Source organism: Streptomyces sp. NPDC056948 (assembly GCF_042674225.1).
Classification (GTDB): domain Bacteria; phylum Actinomycetota; class Actinomycetes; order Streptomycetales; family Streptomycetaceae; genus Streptomyces; species Streptomyces purpurascens.
In genome coordinates, this window is sequence record NZ_JBHUQX010000307.1 from 1 (window position 1) to 11631 (window position 11631).

Below are 11631 nucleotides of genomic sequence, written 5' to 3' on the forward strand. Positions count from 1 at the left end.
GAGTGATGCGGCGTCCGAGCCAGGCGTAGAGGCCGATCATCGGGAGGATCGAGATCGACACCCCGGCGAACAGGGCGCCGAAGTCCGCGCCGGTGAACTGCTGTTGCTGGAAGTAGTTCAGCAGGGCCAGGGGAAGGGTGAACTTGTCGTTGGTCTGGATGAACATCAGCGCCAGAAGGGTCTCGTTCCAGATTCCCATCGCGTTCAGCAGTGTCGCGGTCAGCAGGCCCCCGCGGGCGAGGGGCAGCATGATCCGCCAGAAGGTCATCGCCGCGGACACCCCGTCGAGGGCCGCCGCCTCCTCCAGTTCGGCGGGCAGCGAGGCGAAGAAGGAGGTCAGCAGGAAGACGGTGAACGGCAGTGAGACGACCACGTAGAGCACGAAGAGACCGAACAGGCTGTTGATCAGCTCCAGGGAGTTCATCAGCGCGTAGAGCGGGAGGACCATCACCTGGACGGGAATGCCCAGGCCCAGGACGAAGTACAGGTTGAGGCCGTTGGACAGACGGCCGGGCCTCCTGCCCAGCACGTACGCGGCCGGACCGGCGATGACCACGGTCACGGCCGACGCGGTGACCACCAGCCCCGTCGAGTTGATGAACGCCGGCCCGAAGCCGCCGTCGTTCCAGGCCGTCGCCCAGTTCTCGAAACGCGGGGTGGTGGGAAGGGACCAGGGGCGCTCCAGGATGTCCCTGCTGGCCTTGAACGAGCTGATCAGCATGAAGGCGAAGGCGAACACGCAGAAACCGGTGAACAGCCAGACGGCGGTTGTTCCCGGCAGGCGGGCGAGGACGCGCGCGAGGCGTCTGCGGCGGGGGGTCCTGGCCGGGGCCCGGGGCTCGGCCGGCTGGGTCGCGACGGTGGTGGTCATCGCGGGTTTCCTTCCTGACGGGTTCAGAACTGCAGCGGTTCACGGCGCATCAGCCGACGGAGCACGATCACCAGGACCGCGACGAAGAGAAGGGTCGTCACGGCCGAGGCGGCCGCGTATCCGAACTGGTTCACCGGGGTGATGCCGCCGACTGTCTCGCCGTAGACGAACATGGCGTTGTTCCACTGGTAGGTGGGTGGCAGAGCGCCCTGGTTGCCGCCGAAGGCGAGGATGAACTCGAAGATCTTCACGGAGGTGATGGTCCAGAGCACGGCCGCGGCCGCGGTGACGTCCCAGGACAGCGGCAGGGTGACATGGCGGAAGCGCTGCCAGGCGTTGGTGCCGTCGAGCCGTGCCGCCTCGTAGAAGGAGACGGGGATCCGGTCGACGCCGGCCATCAGGATCGTGACGTAGTAGCCCGTGTTGATCCAGACCAGGGCGACGAGGACGGCGCTCATCGTCCAGCCCGGCCTCAGCCACTCGACGGGGTCGATCCCGATCCCGTCGAGGGCCTGGTTCAGCAAGCCGTCCAGGCTGAGCAGGACGCCCCAGAAGATAGCCAGGACGACGGAGGAGACGATGTGGGGCAGGAAGATCACCCCGCGGATCACCCGGCGGCCCCGCATCTCACGGAGCATCAGCATGAAGCCGAAGCTCAGCACGAAGATCGCGGCGCCGACTCCGAACACGATCTTCAAGGTGTTGCCGAACGCGGAGCGGAAGGCGGGGTCGTGCAGCAGCTGTGTGTAGTTCCGGGTGCCCGCCCACTGGGGGGAGTTGATCCCGTCCCAGTCGGTGAAGCTGGTGTACAGCGAGTACAGGGTGGGCCCGATGAACAGCGCGGTGTACAGGGCCACGGCCGGCGCCAGGAACGGTGCGAAGATCCGTCCCCGGCGACGTTCCAGCGGCGACCGGACGGTCGCGCTCACGGGTTGGCCTTCCAGAAGTCGACAGAGGCCCGCCTGGTCTGGTCGATGAACTCGTCCGCGCTCGTCACGCCCTGGATGAACCGCACAACGTTCGGGGTGTACGCCTTGGTCGCCCAGGCCGCGTAGTCCACGAACAACCGTGCCTGATCGGCGTAGACGTCGTTGCCGTCGAGCGCCTTGGCGACCGCCGCGAGCTCTTCGGGCGCGGGGACGTCGGGGCGCGGGGCTATGTTGAGTGCCTGGGTGGCGATCCCGGTCAGGTGCTTCTTGTTCATGAAGTACGCGATGAACTTCTGCGCCTCCGCCGAGTGCTCGGCGGTCTTCGGGACGGCGAATCCGAAGAAGTTGACGCCGACCGCCGTGTTGCCGCCGTCGATCGCGGGGAGCTGGAAGTTGCCGTACTTGAAGTCGGCGTCGACGTTGGGCTTGCTCTCGCCGGGCACCCAGGTGCCGTTCAGATAGAACGCGGCCTTGCCCTGTGCCCAGCTGGTCTGGGCCTGGGTGCCCTGTGTGGACTCGTAGCCCTTGATGAAGTGGTTGTCCCGCAGGTGCTCGACCTTCTTCACGGCGGCGCGGACCTCGGGGTCGTCCCAGGCGGCCCCGGTCTTGTCGGCGGCGAGTTCGCGGACGCCCTCGGTGCCCAACTGGCGCTGCAGGGTGAGCAGGGTCCAGTAGGGGTCGTTGCTGGGCAGGGCGATCGGGGCGACACCGGTCGCCTTGATGGCGTCGAGCTTCTCGACGAGGTCCTCCCAGGTCTTCGGCGGGTTGGCCGCGAGCTCCGGGTACTTGGCGGCGTCGAACCAGACGCCCTCGGTGGCCACGGAGTACGGCACCATGAACGGCTTGCCGTTCTTGTCGTTGAGGTAGGCCTTGTACTTCTCCGGGATGACTTCGGCCACGGTCTTGTTCTCGCCGGGAATCGTCGCCGTGTAGACCGGGCTGAGGTCGGCGTTCTGACCGGCGGAGACCAGCGTGCCGAGCGCGTTGACCGAGTTGTCGACCAGGTCTGCCGCCGCGCCGCTCCTCAGGGTCGGGGTGATCTTCTGGATGACCTGCCGGCCCTGCCACTGGATGTTCACCTTGATGCCGGTGTCCTTGGTGAACTGGTCGGACGCCGCCTTGATGACCTTGGCCTGCGGCTCGTTCTGGTTCCACATCGACCAGTAGGTGAGGGAGTCGCCTTCGTCATCGGAGGAGGAGCCGCAGCCGCTCAGCGTGCCGGTGGCGAGCGCGAGAGCCGCTACGACGGCGATTCTTCTGGTACGGGCGGTGATGTTCATACGCGTGTCCTGTTCGGTGATGGTCGATCAGGTGAATGCGGTGGGGTGCGGCTCGAGGGCGCTTCAGGAAAGGGGCAGGCCCCAGCGGAACGTGCGGCAGTCGACGGGCTCGACGGTGAGGTCGGGGGTGTCTCCGGCACCGGTGATCAGGCACTCGGCTCCGGGAGGAAGGCTGATGCGCAGCAGGCCGTCGTCATCCCGGTTCCAGGCGGTCGGCCCGGGAGCCCGTCGAGCGGGCGGACAGCCGCGGCGCCCGGGAGGGGGCCCGGTGCGAGAAGGCAGGGCTCCCCCGCCTCGCTGCGGACGCGGATCCAGCGCGTGACACCGTCACGCCGGCAGGCGCTGATCCGGAAGGCGCCCTCGGCGACCAGGTCGTGCACCGTCAGGTCCGCCCAGGCACGGGGGACGGCCGGGAAGATCCGGATGACGCCGCCCCAGCTCTGCAGCAGCATGTCGTGCATGCTCTGCGCGCCGGACAGCGGTGTCTCGATGGCCGGGCCGGTCTCGGCGTACATGGTGTTCGGTTCGACATACGTGTCCAGCAGCTCGCCGAGCCGGACCAGTGCCGCGTCGCCGTCGCCGAGGAGCGCGTGCATCGACGCGGACCCGGTGAAGCTGTAGCCCTGGAGTTCGCCGCTCAGGCTGAGCCAGTGCTCCATGGTCCGCAGCAGGAGGGCCCGGTTGCCGGGGTCGGCGACGTCGAGCTGGTGGAGTGGATGGAACCACAGCAGGTGCGAGTAGTGCCGGTGGGAACTGGTGAGCCGCAGGTCGCGGCCGATGAGGAGGCCTTCTTCAGTACTCTGCGGCGGTGGGGTGAGGTGATCGAGGACGTGCTGCCACCGGTCCGCCAGCGCGTCGGTGATCCTGAGCCGGGCCGATGCGTCGAGGAGCGTCCCGCACCCCCAGTGCAGCAACGCGAGGTCGTAGTTGCAGTCGGCCGTGATGCCGTACTCGGGCGAGTAGGTGGCCGGCAGGTGCAGGTGGCCGGAGTCGTCCTCGGTGAGAAAGTGCAGGTAGTAGTTGACGGCTCTGCGTAACAGAGGGAAGACGGTCGTGCGCAGGAAGGTCTCGTCCATGGTGTGCCGGTACGCGAGCCAGGCGTTGTGCAGGGCCCAGAGGAGGTTGCCCGTCTCGGGCAGTACCTCTGTCTGCCCGGGGACGCCGGCCGGTTCGCTGCGCAGGTCGTCCTGGCTTGAGCGGCCGATGGCCAGGGAGTCGCCGCGGTAGGCGGGCGGGGTCGAGGCGAGCAGTCCGGCTTCGCCGTTCTCCAACGCGGTACGTAAGGAGTCGAGTTCCGTGTGACCCGTCGGGTGGATCGGCCAGTACGCGAGCTGGACGTTGAGGTTCCACCAGGCGGCGGGCCAGGGGGTGTGTTCCAGCCAGGGACCGTTGGTGGCGAGCACCGGCCTGTCCGCGCGGGTGGCGCAGGCCAGCTTGTACATCTGGATCCAGTAGAAGCTCTGCAACCGGCCGTCGGGGACCGAGAGGAAGCTCTTCGGGTAGTAGGCGTGCCACCAGTCGCGATGGGTGGCGACGAGCCGGTCGGTCGGCAGCTCGGCGGCGTCGTTCATGGCGGCGACCGCCGTGTCGCTCGCCGAGGGGTCGGTGGCACTGTGGGCCACCGTGCACAGCAGGGTGGTGGTCTCGCCGTCCGGCTCGGTGCGGGTGCGCCAACGGGTCTCGGTACGTCCGCCGCACGCCAGATCCTGCGTGCACACACTCTCGCCGTCGCGTCTGGTCAGCACGGGCAGCGGGTTGTCCTTGAGCCCGGTCGGGCGCTGCTCGGGGTAGAACGCCTCCCGGGGAGGGACGGCCGCCTGAGGCACGAACCTCCAGGACACCTGCTCCGCGCCCCGCAGCGGACGGCAGTTCACGACGAGGAGATCCTTCGAGGCGTGGACGAACGCCCTGATGGTGACGGCGCCGCGGGTGGTCTCGACGGTGCCGGCGACCTCCGCGTCCCAGAGGGAGAGGCGGAGGTCGACGCCTGTGAGCTCCCCCCGCGTCGTCAGGACGAGGCGGCCGACGGGTAATCGTGTCCCGCCCCAGAGGGGGCCGCCGGCCTCCTGGTGGTCTCGGACCCGGCTGTCCCCGAGTACGAGGGTCAGCCGGGTGGCGTGTCTGGACCTGCGCAGGGAGACCGAGAGACCGCCGTTGCCCAGGAAGGGGCCATCGTGGAAGCTCGTGGGGACGGCCTGCCACACGGGGTCGAGCCCGCTGAGGAAGTCCCGCCAGCCGGTGCGGACGGCAAGCCGGTCTCTTGATGCCGGGTGGTCCGGGGAAGGTCGTGGGTCGGTTGTGTTCATGGGTCCTCTGCTCGGTTCGGCGCGAGGGGTGATCGAGCGGCCTGGAACGGCACAGCGTTGTGAGGCGGGCTTGCCGGGGCCGGTCAGCGGTCACCGGCCGAGCCAGCCGCCGTCCACGGGCAGCAGGGTTCCGTGGACGTAGTCGGAGGCGGGAGAGGCGAGGAAGACGGCGGCACCGGCGATGTCCTGTGGCGTGGCCCAACGGCCGGCGGGGATGCGGTCGAGGATGGCGGCGTTGCGCTGGGGATCTTCGCGCAGGGCACGGGTGTTGTCGGTGGCGACGTATCCGGGCACGAGCGCGTTGACGTTGACGCCCCGGGCCGCCCACTCGTTGGCCAGGGCCCGGGTGAGGCCGGCGATGCCGGACTTGGCGGCGGCGTAGCCCGGTACGGAGATTCCGCCCTGGTAGCTGAGGAGCGAGGCAGTGAAAATGATCTTTCCGGATCCTCGGCGCAGCATCTGCCGGCCGATCTCGCGCGCGAGGACGAACTGGCTGCTGAGGTCGACGGCCAGGACGTGATCCCAATCGGCGTCGGTGTGTTCCGCGGCGGGTGCGCGGGCTATGGTGCCGGCGTTGTTGACGAGGATGTCCACCGGCCGCTCCAGGCCACCGAGTTCGGCGCCGAGCGCCGTGACGGCCGACCGGTCCGCGAAGTCGGCGCGCAGCGTGCGGCACTGCCGTCCGAGGGCGGTGACCCGCTCGGCGACCTCGCTTCCGGAGGCCGGCAGATGCGCGCTCACGGCGATGATGTCTGCTCCGGCGGCGGCGAGCGACTCGGCGATGGCCAGGCCCAGGCCCCGGCGGGCGCCGGTGACGACCGCGAGCCGACCGCTCAGGTCGAAGAGCCGCTGGTGCCGCTGGTGTGGGTCGGCGGTCATGCCGGTCCGTTCCCTTCGTTTCTCTGACAGTCGATCAGGACCTTCATCACGCCGGAGCCGGAGTCGAGAGCGGCGAAGGCGACCTCGGCGCGGGTGAACGGCTCGATCCTGGAGATCAGGCCGACGGGGACACGGCCCGCGGCGAGCAGCCGGGCCGCCTGCTCGAAGTCCTGGCGCCAGTAGAGCCGGGCGCCCAGCACGGTCAGCTCCCGCCAGAAGAGCCGGTGCAGTTCGACTTCACGCGCGACGGGGTGGATGGCCACCACGACAAGACGTCCATGCGTCTGGAGGCAGTCGACAGCGCCGGTGACACCCGCGGCGGAGCCGGACACCTCGAAGGCGACTGCCGCGGTCGACACCTCGAAGGGCGTTGCCGAGCGCGGTCTCGGCTGTTGTGGCGCCGTAGCAGGGGGCGACGTCGAACAAGTTGACGCCCGCGTCGAGAGCCGTGCGGACGGCGTCGACGCCGTCCTGCTCGGCGAACACGCCGAACATCGAGCCCAACGGGGCAGTGCCGAAGGCGAGTTCGGAGACGGTCAAGTCGGTGTGGCCGAGTCGGTGGTATCGCATCTGCCATCCAGGGGTGTGGAGCGGAGAGGCGGGTTGTGGGCTTCAGTGCGTGGCCGCGCTGCTCCAGACAGGGCCATCGGGGTAAAGGTGATCGGCCACCGAGGCCGGGCGCAGCTGCGCTCCGAGTCCGGGGGCGGTGGGCGTCACATAGCGGCCCCCGCTGATCCGGACGGGCGCGATGAAATGCTCGTGGAGGTGGTCGACGTACTCGATCACGCGGTCGTCGGTGCTGCCGCTGACGGCCACGTAGTCGAACATCGACAGGTGCCGGCCGTAGAGGTCCCACACGGCGTTCACGACAGCGGCGGCGGCCATGTGGATGGCGCCCTTCTCCGGTCCCAGCCAGCGCAGTTGGCCGTCCCCGGTAAGGCGGCGGGAGAAGGCCCCGAGGTCGGCGAGTGTCTCCTCGACCGGCAGGCCTGTCACCAAGGGAGCCAGGGCTCGGACGGCGGCGACCTGGACCTCGTTGCCTCGGCCCACGGTGAACGCGAGGCCATGCCCCTCGTCCCCGTCGCTGGTGCGGACGGTGACGTACGCGGCGGAGTAGTCCGGCTCGGGGTTCAACGCATCGGAGCCGTCACGCTGCCGCGAGGTGGGGAAACGTACGTCCAGCGCGTCGACCTCGGTGATGAGGTTCATGCCCACCGCCCTTTCAAGGCGTGACGGGATGCGAATGGATGCCGATCAATCGCCTCAGAGCGAGACATGGGACGTATCTTGTAGCGCTCCCCCTCACTCCGTCCAGCCCGTGTGGAAAATTATCCGAGAAATAGGCATAGTTGACGGATAAAACACGATAAGGAGGAGCGGCTTACGATCAAGAGCTTGACCAAAAGATGGGATGTATCGATGGACGACAAGCGGCCGTCACGCCCGCAGTGCGAACCGGCGAGGAATCGCAGATGTCATCGAATGACAGAACCGTCGCCGGACGGAGCGCATCTCCTTGGGGCTTCAGAGGGTCAGTGAAGGACCGGGTCCGACCGACCCAGCCCAACTACGATATCGGATATACGATCTACCCACCACCCGGCCCCGTCAGGACAGCCTGAACATCTGCCGGTCGGAGCCGTCGAACGGCCGCTGTGTGAACTGGTCGCCCCGGGCTGAGCCACTCGTCAGGTAGAGCCCGCTGTACCGGTTGACGAAGCGGACGCGTCCCCTGCCCGCGTCCTCCGCCAGCCACTCGTCGTTGGTCTTGGGACCCGACGCGTACTCGCATTGGGCGACGTTGGCGCCGGCATCGCGTGAGGCTCCCTGGACGACCACGTCCTCACCGCTGCCTTCGCTGACGATCCGCACATGGCCGTCGCCCACCGGTGCGAGCCGGAACCGACGGCCCGCGCTGCCGTCGCCCGGGGCCCGGACGATGCGTCCGTCGCACCCGGCCGCGCCTCCCTCGACGGCCATCACGGCGTCGCCGCCGGCCGGCGTGAGGGTGCGGTAGCCGTTCGGCAGCGCGGCCACCTTCGTGAGCTTGACCGCATGGCCGCCCCGGGCCACAGCCGGGACTTCCAGGGAGTCGCCGGCCCGGATGATCCTGTTCGAGCGCACGAGACCGTCGGCACCGTCCGTGGTGATCTCGGCGTGCCAGCGCCCACCGCCGAGGAACGCGGTCGGATACGTGAGGGTGCCGGCGCCCCCACCCGTCATGGCGCCCACGAACCAGCGGTCGCCCGCACGGCGGGCGATGACCGCGCCGCCCACCGGGTCGCCCTGGACGAATGCGGTCTCGTCCCAGACGGTGGGCAGTTGTCGCAGCCAGCGCTGGGCCTCGGGCCGTGCCCGATAGTCGGAAACCCTGCCCCCGGGCAGCATCAGGCCGCTCTCGTAGAGCACGCCCAGGGCGAGCTCCGCGCCGTCGCTGTTCGGGTTGGCCCGCTGGAAGCTCATCGGTGAGTAGTCGGCGGATCCGAGCGCGCCCCGGGTGAACGGAACGGCGGTGACGTGCCCGATGGTGCGGCCGGTGTTGTACTCCTCGCCGCGCACAGCCTCGGTGGTGAGCACATGCGGCCATGTCCGGTGCACGCCGACCGGCAGCCGGGACCCGTGCAGGTCGACCACCAGCTCGGCTTCGGCCGCATCCGCCAGCGCCTCGTCGTACCAGCGGTGGCGCTCCTGGGACTCCGATCCCATGAAGTCCATCTTCACGCCGGCGACACCCCAGTCGCTGATCCTGGAGAACTCGGCCCGACGCTCGGACTCCGTGTCGAGGTCCTTCCAGTGGTACCAGAGCATGATGCCCACACCACGGGCCTTGGCGTATTCGACCAGCTCGGGCATCCAGGTGACGCTCTTCCACCCGTCGTCGACCAGCAGGTAGGGCCACCCTTGAGTCGAGGCGTAGTCGGCCCAGTCCTTGAGCTTGGCGAGGTTGCGCTGAGTCGCGTGCTTGCCGTCGAACCAGGGCCAGGCGGCGACGCCCGGCTTGATCCACGAGGTGTCGGTGACCTTGGACGAAGGGGCGACATCGTCCTCCAGCGTCGACTCCACGACGGTTTCGGTGCTCCCGATCGCCGCGACCCGCCACGGTGTGGCGAACGCGGAGTTCCGCACGACCCGCGCATCGGCGAGCTTCACGGTGAAACGGCCTGTTCCCTGCTCGTGAGTGAAGCGCCCGCCGGAGTAGCCGCCGTCGACACCGGACTCGGAAAGCAGGACTCGGGCACCATTGGCCAGCCTGCCGAACATGCTCATCCCGTACTCGCCGGTCGGCACCGCGGACACGGCCGACGTGCGATAGAGAGCCTCGTGGGCGGATGAGAACGTGTCGTGGCTGAGCTGTGCGTCGGCGGGGAGTTCGAAGGATGTGGCCTCGCGCAGAACGGTCGCCCCGGTGGGCAACTCGTAGCGCAGCGCCACACCGTCCGCGGAGGTGCGCACGGTCACGGTGATCCGCTCCTCGTCCTTGGCGAAGACCAGGCGCGTCTCGGTGGCGGTGCGCTTGCGGACCCGGGAGTTCCCGACGGTGGTCCTGTAGGTCTGTGTGACCTTCCTGTCCGCGCGGCTGACGAAGTCCAGGCCGGAACTGAAGTCGGTGTCGCCGGTCACCAGACCGATCGGCGCCGGGCGCAGAACCTCCTTGCAGTTCCATGAGGCCCTCAAGGACGGATCGCCGCTTTCGTCGAGCTCGACGGTCGCTCGGACGCCTTGGCAGCCGGTGGGCCTGGCGCCGGGCTGGACGGAGGTCCAGCTGTGCCGCGCCGACGCCGAGGTCGGGCCGGCGGTTCCGGTGACGAGGCCGGCCGTCATGGCAAGTGCCGTGGCTGCGATGACGAGTTCGCGTCTGTGGGTCATGAGGGTCCCTTCATGGGTTGAGCGAAGTCGATGGCAGCGGCGACCTCCGGTGGCGACTGACCGGGAGAGACGCGCCGCAACGACCCGCGACATGCGGGGGCATGAGGACGGAAGCCAGGCTGAGGCGAGGGCCCAGCGGCGTACATGCGGGGATGTGGGAGGCGTCGGCGACGGAATGCGTTCGGGCAACCGTACACACGACCAACCAATACCAAACAGAATGGAACGTAGAGTGCCGTCGAGGGGACGTCAATCCCCTGAACTCGACCAGTTACCCGGTCCGTTCACCTCGCCGGAGAGCTGCCACAGACGCGAACTGACCAACGGACTTGACATGACGGAGCTTCAGGGGTGTCATATCCACGCCGCGTTCGAATCTGTTGACTTTGGCCCAGAAGCGGGCAGCCCGCTTCGCCAGATCGTTCGCTCGTCGTGTCACCGACCACCACGACGGGCGCCCTCGCGGCCTCTTCCCACCCGTGTTCATTTCCGCCTGCCCGGCGGATCGGGTGTGCGCATCCAAGGAGCCTTCCCTCATGTCCCTGTCTCATCGCCATGCCTCCGTGGCCGCAGGCCTGTTGCTCACGCTGGGCCTGACGACGACCGCTTGTTCCTCCGGCAAGGAGGAAGCCGAGAACGACACTGTCGCCAAGGCGGACGGCAAGATCACCTTGACGTACCTTCAGAAGCAGGGCGATCAGGAGTACTTCGTCGGCGAGGCCGCCGGCGCCAAGGCGAAGGCCGCCGAGCTCGGTATCGATCTCAAGGTCGTGAACCTCGGCAACGACGCCAACAAGACTGTCAGCGAGGTCCAGTCGGCCATCGCCCAGAAGACCAACGGCGTCATCGTCGTCGTGCCGGACCCGGCCGTCGGCCCCCAAGTCGTCCAGACCGCCAGGGACGCCAAGGTCGCCCTGCTGACCTCGGACGACCAGATCTGCACCACCGGCCCGGACCCGGCCGCCTGCGCCAAGAGCGACCTCGTGCCCCGGGTCGGATTCAGCGGCTCCCAGATGGGCAAGGAGGTCGGCAAGCGTGCGGCGGCCGAGTTCGAGAAGGCCGGCTGGAATGCAGCAGAGACTCGCGTCATCTCCGCCTGGAAGCAGGACGTCACCGTATGCGGCGACCGTGTCGCCGGGGCCAAGAAGGCGTTTGAGACAGCCGTGCCGGGTGTCGAGAACATCGACGTCGCCACCGACAACACCCCGACCGGCGCGCAGGACAAGATCGCGGCCACCGTCACCGCCAACCCGAGCGTCAAGAACTGGGTCGTCTGGGGCTGCAACGACGAGAACGTCATGGGCGGGGTGACGGCGCTGCAGAACGCGGGCGTCAAGCCCGCCAACGTCGTCGGCGTCGGGCTCGGCGCATATCTGGCCTGCAAGGAGTGGCAGTCGGACAAGCCGACAGGCATGAAGGCCGCGCTGTTCATCAACGGCAAGGACGTCGGCGCGCTCGCCGTCCAGACCATGTACGACAAGCTCAAGAACGGCATGGAC

The 11631-nt window shown here is 68.5% G+C and carries 9 protein-coding genes and 1 pseudogene; 1 reads left to right on the forward strand and 9 read right to left on the reverse strand.

Going from position 1 to position 11631, the window contains the following annotated elements:
- The 9 genes and pseudogenes from ACFTZL_RS31490 to ACFTZL_RS31530 form a co-directional block, all read right to left on the reverse strand.
- On the reverse strand, nucleotides 1–871 hold an 871-nt coding region (locus tag ACFTZL_RS31490; RefSeq protein ID WP_382589515.1), incomplete at its 3' end, for a carbohydrate ABC transporter permease.
- A gap of 23 nt (nucleotides 872–894) precedes the next feature.
- Complete coding sequence (locus ACFTZL_RS31495) at nucleotides 895–1800, reverse strand: carbohydrate ABC transporter permease (protein WP_382589518.1); 906 nt, start codon at nucleotides 1798–1800, stop codon at nucleotides 895–897.
- Entirely contained in the window at nucleotides 1797–3080 is a 1284-nt protein-coding gene (locus tag ACFTZL_RS31500; RefSeq protein ID WP_382589521.1) for an ABC transporter substrate-binding protein, read from the reverse strand. Before ACFTZL_RS31500 ends, ACFTZL_RS31495 begins: the two co-directional genes overlap by 4 nt.
- 146 nt (nucleotides 3081–3226) lie before the next feature.
- Nucleotides 3227–5386: a glycoside hydrolase family 95-like protein gene (locus tag ACFTZL_RS31505; RefSeq protein ID WP_382589524.1), complete on the reverse strand. Its 2160-nt coding sequence runs from the start codon at nucleotides 5384–5386 to the stop codon at nucleotides 3227–3229.
- A gap of 90 nt (nucleotides 5387–5476) precedes the next feature.
- Nucleotides 5477–6265, reverse strand: coding sequence for an SDR family oxidoreductase (locus ACFTZL_RS31510; RefSeq protein WP_382589527.1), 789 nt, complete (start codon nucleotides 6263–6265; stop codon nucleotides 5477–5479).
- Nucleotides 6262–6624 (reverse strand): zinc-binding dehydrogenase, encoded by a 363-nt coding sequence (locus tag ACFTZL_RS31515; RefSeq protein WP_382589530.1) that lies wholly within the window; start codon nucleotides 6622–6624, stop codon nucleotides 6262–6264. Before ACFTZL_RS31515 ends, ACFTZL_RS31510 begins: the two co-directional genes overlap by 4 nt.
- Before the next feature lie 46 nt (nucleotides 6625–6670).
- Nucleotides 6671–6835, reverse strand: a pseudogene (locus ACFTZL_RS31520) (aldo/keto reductase); the annotation flags it as partial.
- A 42-nt stretch (nucleotides 6836–6877) separates the two neighbouring features.
- Complete coding sequence (locus tag ACFTZL_RS31525; protein ID WP_382589532.1) at nucleotides 6878–7474, reverse strand: hypothetical protein; 597 nt, start codon at nucleotides 7472–7474, stop codon at nucleotides 6878–6880.
- Nucleotides 7475–7873: 399 nt separating this feature from the next.
- Nucleotides 7874–10132, reverse strand: a complete 2259-nt coding sequence (locus ACFTZL_RS31530) for a glycoside hydrolase family 97 catalytic domain-containing protein (protein WP_382589535.1) — start codon at nucleotides 10130–10132, stop codon at nucleotides 7874–7876.
- Between the two features lie 536 nt (nucleotides 10133–10668).
- Between ACFTZL_RS31530 and ACFTZL_RS31535 the strand changes: the two genes are divergently transcribed.
- The coding region (locus ACFTZL_RS31535) for a substrate-binding domain-containing protein (RefSeq protein WP_382589538.1) at nucleotides 10669–11631 on the forward strand (963 nt) is incomplete at its 3' end.

Bases quoted from the DNA above. Each gene is read 5' to 3' on its own strand.
- ACFTZL_RS31500 (WP_382589521.1), bottom strand. From the start codon at position 3,080: ATGAACATCACCGCCCGTACCAGAAGAATCGCCGTCGTAGCGGCTCTC.
- ACFTZL_RS31505 (WP_382589524.1), bottom strand. From the start codon at position 5,386: ATGAACACAACCGACCCACGACCTTCCCCGGACCACCCGGCATCAAGA.
- ACFTZL_RS31525 (WP_382589532.1), bottom strand. From the start codon at position 7,474: ATGAACCTCATCACCGAGGTCGACGCGCTGGACGTACGTTTCCCCACC.
- ACFTZL_RS31530 (WP_382589535.1), bottom strand. From the start codon at position 10,132: ATGACCCACAGACGCGAACTCGTCATCGCAGCCACGGCACTTGCCATG.
- ACFTZL_RS31510 (WP_382589527.1), bottom strand. From the start codon at position 6,265: ATGACCGCCGACCCACACCAGCGGCACCAGCGGCTCTTCGACCTGAGC.